This is a genomic window from Rhizorhabdus sp. GW822-FHT03C02, from assembly GCF_058801765.1.
The window spans coordinates 359,726-376,758 of sequence record NZ_JBXANN010000004.1 but is presented as its reverse complement, the minus strand read 5'-3'; the positions used below and the strand labels follow the sequence as shown (position 1 = coordinate 376,758).

Genomic DNA, 17,033 nt, shown 5'->3' with positions numbered 1-17,033 from the left:
CGTGTCGGTCATCGCCGGCCCGTCCAACGACCGCCAGGAGATCAATTTCGGCGGCACCGGCATCACCGTCAACAACAATGGCGACGTCACCGGCGGAACCGTCACCGGCATATTGGAATATAGCTATAATATCGGTGACGGCATCTGGTTTCTCGGCGATTTCTCGACGCCGGCCGTGCCGCTTTACCAGGCAGCGCTGACCGCCGGCAACGCCGACGATCTGAGCATCGTCTCGAGCATCCTGAGCGGCGCCGACACGTTCAACATGTCCGCCCTGGCCGATCATGTCATCGGCTATGCCGGCAACGACATCATCAACGGCATGGGCGGCAACGATCGCCTCGAAGGCGGGTCGGGCGACGATACGCTCGACGGCGGGACCGGCAACGACCTGCTGACCGGCGGGACCGGCAACGACAGCTACATCGTCGATTCGGCATCCGACGTCATCGTCGAGAATGCGAACGAGGGCACCGACACGGTGCGATCGAGCGTGACCCATATATTGGCCGCGAATGTCGAGAACCTCACGTTGACGGGGTCGTTCGCGATCGATGGGACCGGCAACGGCCTCGACAATGTGATCGTCGGCAACACCGGCGCCAACAGGCTTTCGGGCGGGCTGGGCAACGACCAGCTTTCGGGCGGCGACGGCAACGACACGCTCGACGGCGGCGCCGGTGCGGACAGCCTCGACGGCGGCGCGGGCAACGACCGGATCATCTACGACGCGGCGGACAGCGCGGCCTCGGTGATCGGCGGCGCCGGCACCGACACGCTCGTCATCAACGGCGGCCCCGTTCCGACGGGATTCAACCTGGCCGCGCAGGGTTTCGAGAGCGCCGAATATAACGAGGCCGACACGCCCGGAAACAACTGGTCGAGCCGGCAGTCGATCTATTCGACCGGCTGGCAGCTGCAGAAGCAGACGACCGTCTATGACGACCAGACGAGCATCGTCACGACCTTCGACGTCAACAACAGCTCGTCGATCGCGTCGGAGCAGATCTATTATACGGCCAATGCCCGGGTGTCGCTGTTCGACCAGCGCTATGACGATGGCACCCGCATCGTCATCGACGTCAACCCGACGGGCGCGCAGCCCTGGGATTCGCAATCGACGCATTATGATGCGCAGGGCCGGGTCGATTATTACGAGACCCGCTACCCCAACGATACGCGCAGCGTCGCCGATATCGACCAGCTGGGCAACCAGCCGTGGACGAGCCAGATCACCTATTATGATTCCGAGGATCGCGTCGATTATTACGACATCAACAACGACAACGGCACCCGCACCGTCGTCGACATCGATCAGAACGGTTTCCAGACCTTCACGTCGAAGCTCACCTATTTCGATACCCAGGGACGCATCGACTTCTACGACATCAACAACGACAACGGCACCCGTACCGTCGTCGACCTCGACCAGGCCGGCAATGAGAGCTTCACGTCGAAACTGACCTATTTCGACACCCAGGGACGCATCGATTTCTACGATATCAACAACGATAACGGCACCCGCACCATCGTCGACCTCGACCAGGCCGGCAACCAGCCCTGGACATCGCAGCTCACCTATTTCGACGCGCAGGGCCGGGTCGATTTCTACGACATCAACAACGACAACGGCCTGCGCGTGATCGTCGATGCCGACCAGGCCGGCAATCAGCCCTGGACGTCGCAGCTCACCTATTTCGACGCGCAGGGCCGGGTCGATTTCTACGACATCAACAACGATAACGGCACCCGTACCGTCGTCGATACCGACCAGGCCGGCACCCAGCCCTGGACGTCGCAGCTCACCTATTACGACACCCAGGGGCGGATCGACTTCTACGACATCAACAACGACAACGGCACGCGGACGATCATCGACATCGACCAGGCCAACACCCAGTCGTGGGAGCAGCATGTCACGCTGTACGCCACGAACGGTTCGGTCCTGCAGGACTATTTCCTGTAACGGCGCGCCGCGCATCGGAAGCGGCTCGGCGATCCGCTTCCGATACCGACCGACGACGTCCCGCCCTGTCCCAGTTTGGTTCGATCCATCGAATTTTTCCCGGTGATCGTAGACAAGCCGTCATTCGGTGCGACATATCGAAATAGAGACGGCCAAAGCAGATCGAATAACCGATTCTCCTTCCGTCCATGTTCGTGGGGAGCGTAGCGGGTGCCAATCGTAAGAGACGAACGCGCGGTATTGCGATCGCCCCCTTTCAGTCTTTCGACCGCCGGATCGCTGGTCATAACAGGGGTGACCGAAGCCGCGGCCTCCAATCGCCCCGCTTTCGTGTCCTTTTCCTTCGAAACCGCAGCATCGATCGAGGCGTCGAAGGGCCAGCTAAATTATGCGCCGTCGCTGCTGAACAGCTTCGTCCCCTTTTCCGAAAGCGAAAAGGATCTCGCCCGCGCGGCTTTCAGCGAGTGGGCCAATGCCAGCGGCCTGACCTTTTTCGAAGTGCCGGCGGGCATGGGCGACGTCGTGCTCGGCAAGTTCGACATCGCGTCGACCGGCAACGCCGCCTATGTCGACGGCAATTTCATTTTCTATTCGACCGCGCTGGCGGGCGACAAGCATATCCTGCTGCACGAGATCGGCCATTTCCTGGGCTTCAAGCATTCGTTCGAGGGGAGCGACGTCCTGGCCGCCGACCTGGACAATTACAGCAGCACGGTGATGTCCTATAACAGCGGTGGCTTTGCCGGGACGACGCTCGGCACGCTCGACCTGGCGGCGGTCACGAAGATCTACGGCGCCGCGGGCACCGACGGCACCCAGGTCGCGAGCTTTTCGTGGGATGCGGCCACGGCGACGCTGACCCAGGTCGGCCTGGCCCAATCGAGCGTGATCAAGGGGATCGGCGGCAACAACATCATCACCGCGGGCCCGAACCGCGATTCGGTGACGATCCTGGAAGGCGGCGGGACCAACCTGATCAACCTCGGCGCGGGCGACGATTATGTGAACATCGTCCGCACGAGCATGATCACCGGATCGAACACGATCAACGGCGGCGACGGCAATGATCTCATCCTGCTTCCCGGCGGGCCGAAATTCTATGTCGACGGCGGCGCCGGCTATGACAGCATCAACTTCAACGCCAACGACTTCTATTCCTCGATGACGTTCAATCTGACGACCGCGGTCGCGCAGGGCAGCTATTTCCGGAATATCGAAAATGTCAGCATCGGCGGTTCGCTGCAGGACGATCGCATCACCGGAATCAGCGGACTGACCTACCAGGCGATCCAGGGCTATTCCGGAAACGACATCCTCGACGCGGGCGGTTCGCGAAGCGGCATCTATGCGGGGTCCGGCAACGACCAGATCACCGGCAGCGATTTCAACGACAGCCTCTTCGGCGACGAGGGCGACGACGTCATCAAGGGCGGTGCCGGGGACGACCTGCTCGATGGCGGCGACGGGGCCGACAATCTCGACGGCGGCGAGGGCGTGGACACGCTGAAGGGCGGCGCGGGCATCGACATTCTGATCGGCGGCGGCGGCAACGACAATCTCGACGGCGGCGTGGGCGACGACGACCTCCAGGGCGGAGCCGGCGACGACATGATCGACGGCGGGACCGGTTCCGACCGCATCGATGGCGGCGCGGGCGACGACCGGATCATCTACGATGCCGCCGACAACGGCGCCAATATCTTCGGCGGGGCCGGCATCGACACGCTGGTCGTCGGGATCGCCACGCCGACCGGTTTCAACCTGGCCGCGCAGGGATTCGAGCGCGCCGAGCAGAAACTGACCGACCCGGGCGGCAACATCTGGGCGACGATGGAGAATATCTACGCCGCCGACTGGCGGCTGCAGCAGCGGACGACGGTCAACGACGACGGGTCGCGCGTCCTCGCCACCTTCGACCTCGCCAACGTCACGCCGAACACGTCGGAGCTGAGCTATTACGACACGCTGGGCCGGCTCGACTTCGTCGACCAGAACAAGGATGACGGCAGCCGGGTGATCGTCGATTTCGATCAGGCCAACACCCAGAGCTTCCGGTCGCAGCTCACCTATTACGATACGCAGGGGCGGATCGATTTCTACGACATCAACAACGACAACGGCACCCGCACCATCGTCGATCTCGACGAGGCCGGCACCAAGCCATGGACGAGCCAGCTCACCTATTTCGACTTTCAGGGCCGGATCGATTTCTACGATATCGCCAACGACGACGGGACGCGCACGGTCATCGATATCGACCAAGGCTTTACCCAGAACTTCGCGACCCAGACCACCTATTACGATGTCCAGGGGCGCATCGACTTCTACGATATCGTGAGCCATATCGGTGCACGGACGATCGTCGATATCGACCAGGCCGACACCCAGCCATGGCGGTCGCAGCTCACTTATTTCGACACCCAGGGCCGGATCGATTTCTACGACATCGTCAGCGACGGCGGCGCACGCACGATCGTCGATATCGACCAGGCCAATACCCAGCCGTGGCGGTCGCAGCTCACCTATTTCGACACCCAGGGACGGGTCGATTTCTACGACATCAATAACGACAACGGCACCCGCACGGTCGTCGATGTCGACCAGGCCGGCAACCAGCCCTGGACGAACCAGTCGACCTATTACGACCTCCAGGGGCGCATCGACTTCTACGACATCAGCAACGACAACGGCACCCGCACGATCATCGACATCGACCAGGCCGATACCCAGCCCTGGTCGCAGCATGTCACGCTATACGCCGCCGACCGGACGACCATACTCCAGGATTATTTCCTCTGACGGTCGCACCGGCCTCTGGAGCATGTCGTGATCACCCGAAGCAGGACATGCTCTAATTGCCCTTGTTTGCTGCATTTTCCGATTCGTCAGATGATTCCACCTGACGTGAAAACGCGCTAGCCTGCCCATCATCCATTTCATATTACGATGCTGAACGGACCATTTTTCGCCTGGCTTCGGGGGGAGCAGATCTTTGACTGTCACGATTACGCAGGGCACGACACCCTATGAGAATGTCTCGACCGTCGAAGGCGCACCGGCCTTAGTTCTGAACGCCGTCAATGCCACATTGGTCAATCATAGCGGCGGGGTCATCCGCTCTAACGAGTCCTATGTGCAGGCCGTGGCGATGTACGCCAGCGGCACCGTCATCAATCAGGCCGGTGGGGTGATCCGTACCGATCCGGAGACCGATTCACCGGACGGTTTCGCGATTACGGGGTCCGCGGGGGCCGACATCGTGCGCAATTTCGGTACGATCATCGGCAGGATCGACACCGGCTCCGGCAACGATCTCGTCGAGCTCGGCGATGGGGCGGTAACGCAGGGCGATATCGATCTGGGCGATGGCGACGATGTGATAAGATTATCCACGGGATCGACGAACACCTATTCGATCCAGGTGACGGGCGGAAACGGCATCGATCGCGCCATCATCGAAGGCACCGGCAGCGGCGTGCTGGCCCATTTCGAGGATTTCGAAATTCTCGAAATCCGCGGCGGCGTGAATTTCGGCTCGATCAGCGGCCTGTCACGGATAGAGATCGGGCGCGACAAGGCGATGCCGACGGTCATTCAGCGGCTGTCGTCGCCGGATGCCGATATCCTGTTCGGCGGTTCGAGCGGTTCGGCCATCCAATATCTGACCATCTACAACCAGTCGCTACTCCATTCGATCATTGGAACCGATAGTGCCGAGTCCGTCAGTGTCGGCCGCGATACGATCATTTTTGGCCAGATCGACCTGAAGGGCGGAAACGACGCGCTGATCATCACGGCGAGCCAATTTCCTAACCCGGAAGCCGATCCGACCCAACCGCCGGCCCTCATGGATGGCGGCGCGGGCGAGGACAAGCTCTTCATCCAGCTGCTCGGCGGCGATACGATCGATGCCGCCGCGATCAGGAATTTCGAACAGGCCTATATTTCCAGCGCGACCATACCCGGCATCACCCGCACTCCCGGTTTGCCGCTGCATGTCAAAAACCTGCGCGACGTCTCGTCGGTCTTCATCAGTTCGTCGGGTTCGAACGCACCGATCAGCATCGAGGGAACCGATCTGCGCGGTGCCCTGGTGCAGATCTCCGACAAGTCCGCGGTGACGCTCGATTCCTCGACCTTCGTCGGCCGCATCACGGGCCCCACCGATGCCGGCCGGCTGGGTGCCACGGCCGGCAATACGACGTTATCGCTCAGCATCACCAGTGCGGCGACGATCGCCGGCGAGGTCAGTCTCGACGTCGGTAACGATTATTTCGACGGCAGCGCCGGGACGGTCGGCGGCACCATATCGGGCTATGCCGGCAACGACACGCTGATCGGCGGCAGCAACAACGACCGGATCGAAGGCGGCTTCGGCAACGATCACCTGGTCGGCAATGGCGGCGACGACGTGCTGCTGGGCGGTGCCGGCGACGACATCCTCGAAGGCGGCGCCGGCGCCGACCTGCTTGACGGCGGCGACGGTGACGACCGCATCTATTATGACGCCGCCGACAACCCCGCCAACATCATCGGCGGCGCGGGTAGCGACACGCTGGTGCTGGTCGACCGCAGCCTCGCCGCCGGCTTCGACGTCGCGGCGCATGGCTTCGAGTTCGTCGAGAGCGTCACCAACGACCTGAGCAACAGCGCGGCCTTTTCCTATTTCAGGAATATCGCCGATGCATCGGGGCGGCAGCTGACGGGCGAGACCTTCTTCGATGATGGTACGCGATCGATGTCGCTGTTCGACCCTTATGAACGGACATCCGATTATCGCTACAAGACGACCTATTATGACGTGCAGGGACGGGTCGATTTCACCGACACCACCGGAGACGACGGCCTGCGGATCGTCGTCGACTACGACCAGGCGGGGACGGCCGATTTTCTTCGGCAGACCACTTATTATGCGCCGAACGGCCGGATCGACTATCATGTGATCATCAAGGACAACACGTCCTCGGTGATCGTCGACAAGGATCAGAACGACGATCAGCCATGGTCATCATATCTGACCTATTATGATCCGATCGGCCGCGTCGATTTCTACGACATCCAGAATGACGACGGCACCCGGGTGATCGTCGACAAGGATCAACTCGGCAACCAGCCCTGGTCGTCGCAATTGACCTATTTCGACACCGCCGGCCGCGTCGATTTCTACGACATCAACAAGGATGACGGCACCCGAGTGATCGTCGATGTCGACCAGGCCGGCGACAAGCCCTGGACCAGCCAGCTCATCTATTTCGACACGGCCGGCCGGGTCGATTTCTACGATATCAACAATGACAACGGCACCCGCACGATCGTCGATGTCGACCAGGCCGGCGACAAGCCCTGGACCAGTCAGCTCACCTATTTCGATACACAGGGGCGCATCGACTTCTACGATATCAACAACGACAACGGCACCCGCTCGATCATCGACATCGACCAGGCCAATACCCAGCCCTGGGAACAGCATGTCACGCTGTACGCCACGAACGGTTCGGTGCTGCAGGACTATTTCCTGTAGGCGGCCGCCTGGCCGATGCGCGCATCGACCAGCCCGAGCCGTCAGGTGATTGAAAATGCTCTAATAAGGCCGCTCGCCATAGACGTTGCCGGCCTCGCGGTAGCGGCAGACGAGGATGTCGCGGCCGCCGCCGCTGGCGATCGCGCAGCCGACCGTGCCGGTGCTGCGCCACATCATCTGCGAATAATGGCCGACCTGCGCCCAGTCGCCGCGGATCGCGATGTCGGGGAAGATGCCGGGTTTGAAATTGCGCTTCTCCGCCGTCCAATAGGATATCATCGTCTCGGGCGCGAAATAGCCGGCGGTGCCCATCCAGAGATTTTCGCCCTGGGCATCGGGTTCGGGGCCCGAGCGATAATGGCGAAACTGGCCGGTCGCCACGAGCTGGCGGGCATAGGCATCGGCATTGCGCGCAAGCGCCGCATCCCAGGCGAGCGGGGCGATGCCGAGCGCCGCGCGTTCGCGGTTGTGCGCGGCGAGCAGCCGGTCGTCGAGATGAGCTCCCGGATCGAGCGCGCCCTGGAGCAGTGGGCCGATGGCGGCGAGCGCCAGCGCGGCGAAGCGGCGCGCGGTCTTTGCGGACATGGGTAAGCAACGATCCCTGAACGGCGGGGAAACCGGCCATCGCATGGCGGGATGAAGATATCGTAAGCCCCGCGCTGCGCTGCGCTACCCGTGGATGGTCTCGCGGCGCTCGAGCATCGCGACGAAGCCGGCGATCTTGCGGGCGCGGGTGTCGGCGCGTTTGACCGCGCCGATGCGGTAGAGGATCGCGTAGCGGTTGGCGCCGGTGAGGGTCGCGAAGAAGGCGGCGGCCGACGGGCTGGCATCGAGCGCGGCCTGGAGATCGGCAGGCACCTCGGCGGTGCTGGCCGGGGCATAAGCGACGTCCCAACGGCCATCGGCCTTCGCCGCGTCGACCTGGGCAAGGCCCGCGGGCCCCATGCGGCCTTCGGCGATCAGCTCGAGTGCGCGGGTGCGGTTGATCTCCGACCATTTGCTGCGGGGCTTGCGCGGGGTGAAGCGGATCAGCCAGGAGGTGTCGTCATAGCGATCGAGCTGGCCGTCGATCCAGCCATGGCACAGCGCGGCGTCGATCGCCTCGGCCTTCGCCAGGCTGGCGATCCCCGAGCCTTTCTTCGCGAGGCGCAGCCACAGGCCGGAGCTGCCGGCGGGCTGCGCGGCGAGCCAGGCGTCGAAGCCGGTGGCGTCGGCGAAGAGATGGATCGGGAGGCCGGCGCGGGTTTCGGTCATCGGCGGATGATGACGCGAAGCGGGGGTGGGCGCCAGAGGGTGGATCCTTCCCTCTCGTCGCCCCAGCGAAGGCTGGGGTCCATGTCTCTTTCCACGGGAAATGACCGCGTGAGGGGAGATAGCCATGGGCCCCAGCCTTCGCTGGGGTGACGTGGTGGTGGAAAGCGGGCGACCTCTCCCATCGTCTCTGCACAGGATCTGCACGACAAGCGCATCGCCGCTCGAAACCGGGCGCGCATCGCCCTGCCCGCGCCGGGCGCATTCCCGGCGGCGAAGGAGACGGGTCATGGCGTCATCGGCAAGGCATATGCGGTCGCGGTTCTGGGGGAAGGTGGCGGGCGCGGGGGCGCTGGTCGCGCTGGGTGACTGGCTGTTCTGGCAGCGCGGCGGGCCAGGGTCGGCGATCGGGGCGTTCGCGCTCGCCTGGACGGTGGTGACCGCGCTGTTCCGCCCGGCGATACTGCGCGACCGGCGCGCGCTGATCGCGCTGGTGGCGGCGACGCTTGCGGCGGGGCTGATGATCGACGATCCGAGCCTGCTCGGGTGGTGCCTGTTCTGGATCGCGCTGACGCTGGCGACGCTGCTGCCGTGCGCGGCGCGGTTCGACGACGCCGCGCGCTGGGCGGTGCGGCTGCTGGTCCATGGCGCCACCAGCCTGGGCATGCCGGTGATCGATATCGGCAAGGTCGGCGGCAGCCGGCGAGCGTCGCGGCGCGTGCCGGTCCGCGGGCTGCTGCCGGTGATCGCGCTGCCGCTGGCGGGGACGTTGCTGTTCATCACCCTGTTCGCCAACGCCAATCCGCTGATCGGCGACGTACTGGGGCGGATCGCCCTGCCCGATCTCGACCTGCCGCGGCTGGTGATCTGGGCGGTGCTGGCGATCCTGGTGTGGGGGAGCCTGCGACCGAGCCGGATGCATATGCGGATCGACGCCGACCCCGATCGGGTCGCATGGGTGCTGCCCGGCACCGGCCCGGCGGCGATCCGGCTGTCGCTGATCCTGTTCAACCTGGTGTTCGCGGTGCAGAACGGGCTCGACATCGCCTTTCTGTGGAGCGGTCAGCCGCTGCCCGGCCATGTCACCCTGGCCGATTATGCGCATCGCGGCGCCTATACGCTGATCGTCACCGCGCTGCTCGCCGGGCTGTTCGTGCTGGTGACGCTGCGCCCGGGCAGCGAGACCGCGCGGGTGCCGGCGATCCGGCGGCTGGTGATGGCGTGGACCGCGCAGAACATCCTGCTGGTCGCGTCGAGCATGTTGCGGACGATCGACTATGTCGGGGCCTATTCGCTGACGGTGCTGCGGATCGCGGCGCTGGCGTGGATGGCGCTGGTCGCGGTCGGGCTGGCGCTGATCTGCTGGCGGCTGATCCGCGGGCGCAGCGGGGCGTGGCTGGTCAACGCCAATGCGGTGGCGCTGCTGGTGGTGCTGGCCGTGGCGACCGCGATCGACCTGGGTTCGGTGGCGGCGAACTGGAACGTGCGTCATGCCCGCGAGGTCGGCGGCGGCGGGCCGGCGATCGACCTGTGCTATCTGTCCCTGCTCGGGCCATCGGCGCTGGTGTCGCTGGCCGAACTGGAGCGGGTGGCGTCCGATCCGGTGTTGCGCGACCGGGTAACCGCGGTGCGCGCGCAGACCCAGCGCCAGATGCTGTGGACGATGGCGCATGGCGGCTGGACGTGGCGCAACGCACGGCGGCTGGACCGGATCGCGGCGATCGGGCGGCTGCGGCAACCGATCGCGCGCAAGGGCTGGTATCGCGATTGCGACGGCGAACTGATCGCACCCGCACCGCCGGTGCCGCCGGTCGAGATCGTAGCACCCCCACAGGTGCCTGCCGCATCGCCCCCGCCCCCTGCCCCGTCGTCGAAGGCCCCATTGACGAAAGGGGATGGGCAATGATCATGTGCCCCATGCCGCGCACCATCCTGATCGCCGACGACGATCCGCACATCCGCCAGCTGCTGGTGTTCGCCTTTGCCAAGGCCGGGCTCGACGCGATCGAGGCGGCCGATGGCGAGGCGGCGATCGAGGCCGCGCGCAAGGCGAAGCCCGACCTGATCATCCTCGACATCAACATGCCGCGGATGGACGGGCTGGAGGTGTGCCGGCGGCTGCGCGCCGAGGGCGACACGCCGATCATGTTCCTGTCGTCGCGCGACGACGAGATCGACCGGGTGCTGGGGATCGAGCTGGGCGGCGACGATTATGTCGTCAAACCTTTCTCCCCGCGCGAGGTGGTGGCGCGGTCGATGGCGATCCTGCGGCGCAGCGCCGGCAAGCCGGTGGCGGTCGAGACCCAGGCCGGGATCGCGCACGGGCTGCTGTCGATCGACGTCGACGGCTGGCGCGCCTGCTGGCGCGGCGAGGAGGTGGTGCTGACCGTCACCGAGTTCGGGATATTGCGGACGCTGGCGGCGATGCCGTCGAAGATCTTCTCGCGCGATGCGATCATCGACCGGCTGCACGGGCCGGGCTTCGCGGTGACCGACCGGACGATCGACAGCCATGTCCGCAACCTGCGCGGCAAGTTCGCAGGCGTCGGCGCGCACGACCTGATCGAGACCCGCGCCGGGATCGGCTATCGGATCGGCGCCTGTAACGGCGCGGCCGTGCCAGGGTGATCCGCGCGCTGAAGGACTGGGCGAAGCGGCACTGGCCGCGGCTGAAGCTGCGGACGATCCTGATCGGGACCCTGTTGTTCGCGGCGGTGCTGCCGGGGATCGGCGCGATCTTCCTGCGGGTCTATGAGAATGTGCTGGTGCGCCAGACCGAGGCCGAGCTGGTCGCGCAGGGCGCGGCACTGGCGGCGACCACCACGGCGATCTGGCCGGGGGCGGTGGCGGATGTCCCCGAACCGGCGGACGCCTTCACCCGCGCGGTCGAGAATGACGATCCTTATGCCCCGGTCGCCGCGACGCCGGCCGACCGGCGCTATCGGCCCGAACCCCCGACGATCGACCTGCGATCGACCCCGATCCTGCCCGAACGGCCGCGCGCGACGGCGGCGGCGGGCGCGCCCGATCCGGCGGCGGCCGAGGTCGCGATCCGGCTGGCGCCGATCCTGGCGAAGACCGCGCGGACCACGCTGGCGGCGATCCAGTTCACCGACGCAGAAGGACGGGTGCTGATCGGCTATGGCCAGGGCGGCAGCTATGCCCGGGTGCCCGAGGTGGCGGCGGCGCTGGCGGGGCGGACCAGCACGGTGCTGCGCCGCAACGGCGATTATCGGCCGCGTTATTCGTTCGAATGGCTGAGCAAGGCGTCGGCGCTGCGCATCCACCATGTCCGGCCGGTGATGGTCGGCGGGCAGGTGGCGGGGGTGCTGATGTTCTCGCGGTCACCGCGGGCGCTGTTCAAGGGGCTGTACCAGGATCTCGACAAGATCCTGATCGGGATCGTGCTGATCTTCTCGCTGCTGACCGTCATCGCGATCCTGCTGTCGCGCGGGATCGGCAAGCCGATCCGCCAGCTGAGCGCGGCGACGCGGGCGGTGGCGGCGGGCGGCGGCGCGATCCCGCCGGTGCCGCCGACCGCGGCGGTCGAGATCCAGGCGCTGTTCGCCGACTTCGCGATCATGGCCGAGGCGATCGGCCGGCGATCGCGCTATCTGCGCGACTTCGCGGCGGCGGTGAGCCACGAGTTCAAGACCCCGCTCGCCGGAATCAGCGGCGCGATCGAGCTGCTGCAGGACCATCATGACAGCATGAGCGAGGCCGAGCGGACCCGCTTCCTCGCCAATATCGCCGCCGATGCCGGGCGGCTGTCGCAGCTCGTCACCCGGCTGCTCGACCTGGCGCGCGCCGACGTCGCCCAGCCCGATCCGGACGCGCGCTGCGACGTCGCGCTGGCGGTGGCGCGGGTGATCGACGCCTGGGCGGGGCGCGACTTCGCGATCGCGGCGAGTGCGACGCCCGGCCTGCCGATGGCGGCAGTGCCCGCGTCGACGATCGAGGCGGCGATGGCGGCGCTGATCGAGAATAGCCGCCAGGCGGGCGCCGGTGCGGTGACGATCGCGATCGACGCCGATGCGGAGCGGGTACGGATCGTCGTCGCCGACGACGGTCCGGGCGTGCCCGTAGCGGACCGCGGGCGCCTGTTCGAACCCTTCTTCACCAGCCGCCGCGCCGAGGGCGGGACGGGGCTGGGATTGCCGATCGTGCGGTCGCTGCTGGGCGCGAGCGGGGGCGAGATCGGGTTGGTCGAGGGGGAGCGCGGGGCGGTGTTCGAGGTGCGGGTGCCGCGCGGGTAGATGCGCTGTTACGGAGATTATGGATGTCCGCATTATCGATCGGGGCCAAGGGTTGCGCCTCAGACATCGGATCTTACCAGATTTGAATCGAATTTTCTCTCGACTGGGCTGCCGGCATGAGAGACTGCACGATAACCATAAGCAGGCGAATGATGTTCAAAGCTACCGCATTGTCGCTTCTTCTCGCAGCAATACCGCTGCTATCGTCCGCTACGCAGGGTGCAGGCAGCGATCTCGGCACGTTCACCATCGGCGAAAACGGACGAGTTTTGGACGGCGACACACTCCTATGGCACGGGGAGGTGTTCAAAATTGCTGGAATAGACGCGCCGGAGCTCGGGCCGTGGGCGAAGTGCTGGGCAGAGGCGGCCTTGGCTGGGCATGCGAAGACCTATGTGGAAACCGAACTCTCAAATGGCGCATGGCATATGGTGCAAGAAGCCAGAGGTCCGGATGGGACGAAGCGGGCGCGGGTCGTTCGAGCGGACGGCGAGGATTTATCTGATCTCATGGTAGTCGGTGGCTACGCCGCTGATGTACCGGATCACTGGAACTGGTGTGGCGCGAACGCCAATCTTCACGCCGCCGACGAAGATGAACCAACGCCCCTCGGCCCCAGCCTATGGTGGCCAACAGGCAATATGTACGATCCGCGAGCGGCCGACTGAACTCAACAAATATTATCATGGAGTTATGGGAGTCGCGATCCTTGCGGCGCTCGACATCGCCCCCGACGGCAAATGGCGACCGAAGCACTCCGCCGAAAATCAGACATAGCATTCACCCAGCGACGCTTAGCGGACAATCGATCGTGCGGAACCCCCATCTAAAGGGTCCCAAGCCCTTGCTCGATCGGCGGCAGCGCCGCTACCGCAGGCCGGGCATACCAATAACCCTGATGATAGCGCACACCCAGATCGGCTAGACATAGCGCCTCGTCCGGGGTTTCGATGCCCTCGGCGATCAGCAGCGTGTCGAGTTCGGCGCACAGCCCGACCAGCGCGCGCACGATCGCGCGGCGGCGCGGGTCGCGGTCGATGCCGCGGACGAGGCCCATGTCGAGTTTGATCTGGTCGGGCGCAAAGCGAGCGAAGCGGTCGAGCCCCGAATGGCCGGCGCCGAAATCGTCGATCGCGACCGCGAAGCCGATCCGTTTGTAGGTATCGACGATCGCGGCGACATGTTCGGGGGTGTCCATCGCCTCATTCTCGGTGAATTCGAAGATCAGCCGGTCGACCGGCATCGCCGCCGCCTGGGCGGTGCGCAGGGTGAGCTGGATACAGGCCATCGGCGAATAGACCGCGTTGGGCAGGAAATTGATCGACAGGCGGGCGTCGGTGTCGAGCAGCCCCGCGGCCAGCGCCCCCTCGATCGCGCGAACCCGGCAGGCCTGATCGAAGGCGTAGCGATTTTCGGCGGTCACCTGCGACAGCACGCTGGCCGCGCCGGCGCCGTCGGGCCCGCGCACCAGCGCTTCATAGGCGAAGGGCCGGCCGGTGCGCGTGTCGACGATCGGCTGGAACGCCATCGTGAAGTCGGGGGTGGCTTCGGCGCCGTCGCGGCAGCCGGAACAGGCGGGTTGCGATTGCATGGCGGGCCATTCCCTTTTCGACCGGCGGCTGTCAACGCGGCGGTGCGGCGTTGGTGCCATGGTCGCGCAGCGGCGGTGGGTGTCGAAGGCTGATCAGCCCAGCGACAGGCACGCCACCTCGATCATCGCCAGCCCGAGCAGCCCGACCGCCATCTGCGGCGGGCGCAGCCGCGCGAAGTGGCGCGGCGCCTCGCCGCGCAGCGCGGCGGCGCGGTCGAGGATGGCGACCGCGGCATAAGCGACGATCAGCAGCAGCACGCCAAGGATCGGCGCCAGCAGGAACAAGGGCAGCGCGAACATGCCGATCGCGAACAGGAAGAAGGTGCCGGTCAGCGCGCCGGGACGCGGGTGATCGGCGATCGCGAAGCCATAGCCGCGGCGGACCCCGGCGATGAAGATCAGGATCCCGCTCGCCCAGCCGGTGCCGCCGACGATCGCGACGGAGCGCAGCGGATCGGCGACGACCAGCGCGGCGATGCCGGCGGCGAGGATCGGCAGCATAGGGCCGAAGCCGAAGATCATGCTGAGCAGCGGGATGGCGGCGGGATCCCTGGCCGGCCGGTCGACCGGAGCCTGGCCGGGAGCGGGATCGCCCCTGCCCCATGGGCCGCCTTCGGTTTCGGTGCCCCCCAGCATCGGATCAGGCGCCGAGGAAGAGATGGGCGATGGCGAGGGGGAGCGCGTCGCCCCGCACATCGTCGCGGGCGCCGTCGAAGGCCAGCTTCACAGGCGATGGCGGTTCATGAGGCACCAGCCATGGGCCCCAGCCTTCGCTGGGGCGACGGGATTGGAGAGCAAGGTCGCGCTCCCCGTTCATCGGATCAGCCGACGACCTTGGCGGGTTTCATCTGGCCGTCGGCGTCGACCGGATCGTCGCCGGTGACCGCTTCCCAGCCCTTGCGGATGCCGTACTGGACCGCCCAGCCGAGCGCATAGGTGAGCAGCAGCGGCGCGACGATCTTGATCGTGCTTTCGGCGACGGTGCCGACGATCGCGCCCTTGATGCCGCTGTCGCCGTCCTGGCGATCGATGGCGGCGCCGATCAGCGCGCCGAGCAGATTGGCCATGTGAAATCTCCCTTTCGTTGCCCAAGCGAACCGATCGGGCGATTGTTCCCGCACCTGCGAAGGGTGCGCAAATTTCACTCGGCGGCGCCGCTTTCGGTCAAGGCCGCAAGCGTGGCGACCGCCTGCGCCAGCCGCGCGCGATCGGTCGCGTAGCGCCAGAAGCGGCCATCCTTCTCGACGATCAGCAGCCCGGTCTTGCGCAGCACCTTGAGATGTTCGGAGACGGTGGCGAGCGACAGGCTGGAGCGCGCGGCGAGCGTGCCCGCCGCCTGGGGTTCGTCGAGACAGGCGCGGACGAAGCCGCGGCGCTCATGATGCGAGAGCGCGCGCAGCAGTTCGTCGAGATCGGCGGGGTCGGCCGGCAATGGCATAAGGCCGGTGCGATCAGGCCTGGATCAGCGTCACCTGGTTGCCGGCGGGATCGACCACGGTCGCCTTGCGGACCCAGCCATTGTCGACCACCGGCATCGCGACGCTGCCGCCGCCCGACGCCGCCGCGGCGACCGCGGCGTCGATGTCGGCGACGACGATGCCGATCGCGAGTTCGGCCGCCTCGGCCTCGACGATCGCGCCGTCGACGGCGCCGTCGGGGGTGCGGACCAGCGTATAGCCCGGCCCCTTGGTATCGAAGCCCCAGCCGAACACCGCGCCGTAAAAGACCTGGAGCGCCGCGGCATCGGGCCCCTTCACCTCGAAATGACCGAGCCCATTGACGATATGCTGCGCCATGCGAGTCCTCCCTGGAGAAGGCCGCATGATATTTCGGGATATGACGAAACGTCAAGCGCCGATGGCAAGTCCGGCATACCAGTCGGCATAGAGCGAGGTGCGGACCATGTGGCGGCCTAGATCGGGGGCGCCGTCGTTCCACCACACGGCGCCGCGTTCGCCGAGGCCGCGCTTGGCCTGGTCGACGCGCAGCCGCGCGGCGACGATCGCAGGCCCGTCCATCGCCCGCTTCGCCGCCGCGACCGCGCGGCGCGCGTTCATCAGATCGGCGACGAGCGCGGCGTGGCGATCGGCGCCGAGGGTCGGATCGGACATCCGCCACAACCGCCCGCGAACGACGAAATAGCGGCCATCGGGGGTGACGGGAAATTCGGCGCCGATCATGGCCGGCGCGGGATGGGCGGCGGCGTCAGGCAAAGTTGCCATCGAAGGGCTCGCCCTTCTCCTCGATATTTTTCACAGCTTCCTCGGGCGGGATCGGATCGGGAAGCAATTCGGGGATGTCGTCTTCTTGCGCGTCGGGGGTGCGGGGCGGGGTCATGATGCGGTCTCCTCAAAGAGGGGGAACGCATGAGGGGACGGATGGTGGCGGGGTTTCGTGAGGGGCGGGTTTGGGGGCGGAGGCGCCTAAAAACAAAGAGGCCCGCCAAGT

Annotated in this window: 16 protein-coding genes; 7 read left to right on the top strand and 9 right to left on the bottom strand. The window is 65.8% G+C overall.

Annotation, left to right across the window (positions count from 1 at the left end):
* Position 1 precedes the first annotated feature (1 nt).
* The 3 genes from AC1RM6_RS14105 to AC1RM6_RS14095 all read left to right on the top strand — a co-directional run bounded on the left by AC1RM6_RS14105 (position 2) and on the right by AC1RM6_RS14095 (position 7,487).
* Positions 2 to 1,966 (top strand): calcium-binding protein, encoded by a 1,965-nt coding sequence (locus AC1RM6_RS14105; RefSeq protein ID WP_493102203.1) that lies wholly within the window; start codon positions 2 to 4, stop codon positions 1,964 to 1,966.
* Positions 1,967 to 2,260: 294 nt separating this feature from the next.
* A complete protein-coding gene (locus AC1RM6_RS14100; RefSeq protein ID WP_493102201.1) occupies positions 2,261 to 4,765 on the top strand; it encodes a hypothetical protein in 2,505 nt (834 codons plus the stop codon).
* Between the two features lie 193 nt (positions 4,766 to 4,958).
* On the top strand, positions 4,959 to 7,487 hold the full coding sequence (locus AC1RM6_RS14095; RefSeq protein ID WP_493102199.1) for a calcium-binding protein: 2,529 nt from the start codon (positions 4,959 to 4,961) through the stop codon (positions 7,485 to 7,487).
* 60 nt (positions 7,488 to 7,547) lie between these two features.
* On the opposite strand, the gene AC1RM6_RS14090 is transcribed toward AC1RM6_RS14095, so the two are convergent.
* Both AC1RM6_RS14090 and AC1RM6_RS14085 read right to left on the bottom strand, forming a co-directional pair.
* Positions 7,548 to 8,072 carry a CAP domain-containing protein gene (locus AC1RM6_RS14090; RefSeq protein WP_493102197.1) on the bottom strand — a complete coding sequence of 175 codons (525 nt, stop codon included), beginning with the start codon at positions 8,070 to 8,072 and terminating at the stop codon, positions 7,548 to 7,550.
* An 84-nt stretch (positions 8,073 to 8,156) separates the two neighbouring features.
* Positions 8,157 to 8,741 carry a YdeI/OmpD-associated family protein gene (locus AC1RM6_RS14085; RefSeq protein ID WP_493102196.1) on the bottom strand — a complete coding sequence of 195 codons (585 nt, stop codon included), beginning with the start codon at positions 8,739 to 8,741 and terminating at the stop codon, positions 8,157 to 8,159.
* Positions 8,742 to 9,027: 286 nt separating this feature from the next.
* Between AC1RM6_RS14085 and AC1RM6_RS14080 the strand changes: the two genes are divergently transcribed.
* The 4 genes from AC1RM6_RS14080 to AC1RM6_RS14065 all read left to right on the top strand — a co-directional run bounded on the left by AC1RM6_RS14080 (position 9,028) and on the right by AC1RM6_RS14065 (position 13,662).
* On the top strand, positions 9,028 to 10,644 hold the full coding sequence (locus tag AC1RM6_RS14080; RefSeq protein WP_493102194.1) for a DUF4153 domain-containing protein: 1,617 nt from the start codon (positions 9,028 to 9,030) through the stop codon (positions 10,642 to 10,644).
* Positions 10,641 to 11,366 carry a response regulator transcription factor gene (locus AC1RM6_RS14075; RefSeq protein ID WP_493102192.1) on the top strand — a complete coding sequence of 242 codons (726 nt, stop codon included), beginning with the start codon at positions 10,641 to 10,643 and terminating at the stop codon, positions 11,364 to 11,366. The genes AC1RM6_RS14080 and AC1RM6_RS14075 overlap by 4 nt, the downstream gene beginning before the upstream one ends.
* Positions 11,363 to 12,994 carry a sensor histidine kinase gene (locus AC1RM6_RS14070; protein ID WP_493102190.1) on the top strand — a complete coding sequence of 544 codons (1,632 nt, stop codon included), beginning with the start codon at positions 11,363 to 11,365 and terminating at the stop codon, positions 12,992 to 12,994. Before AC1RM6_RS14075 ends, AC1RM6_RS14070 begins: the two co-directional genes overlap by 4 nt.
* Before the next feature lie 152 nt (positions 12,995 to 13,146).
* Positions 13,147 to 13,662, top strand: a complete 516-nt coding sequence (locus tag AC1RM6_RS14065) for a thermonuclease family protein (protein WP_493102188.1) — start codon at positions 13,147 to 13,149, stop codon at positions 13,660 to 13,662.
* A gap of 158 nt (positions 13,663 to 13,820) precedes the next feature.
* On the opposite strand, the gene AC1RM6_RS14060 is transcribed toward AC1RM6_RS14065, so the two are convergent.
* From AC1RM6_RS14060 to AC1RM6_RS14030, 7 genes are all read right to left on the bottom strand, one after another.
* Complete coding sequence (locus tag AC1RM6_RS14060) at positions 13,821 to 14,585, bottom strand: EAL domain-containing protein (protein WP_493102186.1); 765 nt, start codon at positions 14,583 to 14,585, stop codon at positions 13,821 to 13,823.
* Between the two features lie 93 nt (positions 14,586 to 14,678).
* The gene (locus AC1RM6_RS14055; RefSeq protein WP_493102184.1) at positions 14,679 to 15,221 is read right to left on the bottom strand and encodes a DUF3429 domain-containing protein; all 543 of its coding nucleotides are present in this window, start codon (positions 15,219 to 15,221) and stop codon (positions 14,679 to 14,681) included.
* A 185-nt stretch (positions 15,222 to 15,406) separates the two neighbouring features.
* On the bottom strand, positions 15,407 to 15,652 hold the full coding sequence (locus AC1RM6_RS14050) for a hypothetical protein (RefSeq protein WP_493102182.1): 246 nt from the start codon (positions 15,650 to 15,652) through the stop codon (positions 15,407 to 15,409).
* A gap of 74 nt (positions 15,653 to 15,726) precedes the next feature.
* Positions 15,727 to 16,023, bottom strand: coding sequence for an ArsR/SmtB family transcription factor (locus AC1RM6_RS14045; RefSeq protein ID WP_493102180.1), 297 nt, complete (start codon positions 16,021 to 16,023; stop codon positions 15,727 to 15,729).
* 13 nt (positions 16,024 to 16,036) lie between these two features.
* Complete coding sequence (locus AC1RM6_RS14040; protein WP_493102178.1) at positions 16,037 to 16,381, bottom strand: VOC family protein; 345 nt, start codon at positions 16,379 to 16,381, stop codon at positions 16,037 to 16,039.
* Between the two features lie 51 nt (positions 16,382 to 16,432).
* On the bottom strand, positions 16,433 to 16,807 hold the full coding sequence (locus tag AC1RM6_RS14035) for a hypothetical protein (protein WP_493102176.1): 375 nt from the start codon (positions 16,805 to 16,807) through the stop codon (positions 16,433 to 16,435).
* Positions 16,791 to 16,922 (bottom strand): hypothetical protein, encoded by a 132-nt coding sequence (locus AC1RM6_RS14030; RefSeq protein ID WP_493102174.1) that lies wholly within the window; start codon positions 16,920 to 16,922, stop codon positions 16,791 to 16,793. Before AC1RM6_RS14030 ends, AC1RM6_RS14035 begins: the two co-directional genes overlap by 17 nt.
* Positions 16,923 to 17,033: the final 111 nt, after the last annotated feature.

What these genes read in the sequence shown, in the direction of transcription:
- AC1RM6_RS14055 (WP_493102184.1), bottom strand. Translation starts at nt 15,221, where the DNA reads ATGCTGGGGGGCACCGAAACCGAAGGCGGCCCATGGGGCAGGGGCGAT.
- AC1RM6_RS14050 (WP_493102182.1), bottom strand. Translation starts at nt 15,652, where the DNA reads ATGGCCAATCTGCTCGGCGCGCTGATCGGCGCCGCCATCGATCGCCAG.
- AC1RM6_RS14065 (WP_493102188.1), top strand. Translation starts at nt 13,147, where the DNA reads ATGTTCAAAGCTACCGCATTGTCGCTTCTTCTCGCAGCAATACCGCTG.
- AC1RM6_RS14090 (WP_493102197.1), bottom strand. Translation starts at nt 8,072, where the DNA reads ATGTCCGCAAAGACCGCGCGCCGCTTCGCCGCGCTGGCGCTCGCCGCC.
- AC1RM6_RS14085 (WP_493102196.1), bottom strand. Translation starts at nt 8,741, where the DNA reads ATGACCGAAACCCGCGCCGGCCTCCCGATCCATCTCTTCGCCGACGCC.
- AC1RM6_RS14075 (WP_493102192.1), top strand. Translation starts at nt 10,641, where the DNA reads ATGATCATGTGCCCCATGCCGCGCACCATCCTGATCGCCGACGACGAT.
- AC1RM6_RS14080 (WP_493102194.1), top strand. Translation starts at nt 9,028, where the DNA reads ATGGCGTCATCGGCAAGGCATATGCGGTCGCGGTTCTGGGGGAAGGTG.
- AC1RM6_RS14035 (WP_493102176.1), bottom strand. Translation starts at nt 16,807, where the DNA reads ATGGCAACTTTGCCTGACGCCGCCGCCCATCCCGCGCCGGCCATGATC.
- AC1RM6_RS14060 (WP_493102186.1), bottom strand. Translation starts at nt 14,585, where the DNA reads ATGCAATCGCAACCCGCCTGTTCCGGCTGCCGCGACGGCGCCGAAGCC.
- AC1RM6_RS14040 (WP_493102178.1), bottom strand. Translation starts at nt 16,381, where the DNA reads ATGGCGCAGCATATCGTCAATGGGCTCGGTCATTTCGAGGTGAAGGGG.
- AC1RM6_RS14030 (WP_493102174.1), bottom strand. Translation starts at nt 16,922, where the DNA reads ATGACCCCGCCCCGCACCCCCGACGCGCAAGAAGACGACATCCCCGAA.
- AC1RM6_RS14045 (WP_493102180.1), bottom strand. Translation starts at nt 16,023, where the DNA reads ATGCCATTGCCGGCCGACCCCGCCGATCTCGACGAACTGCTGCGCGCG.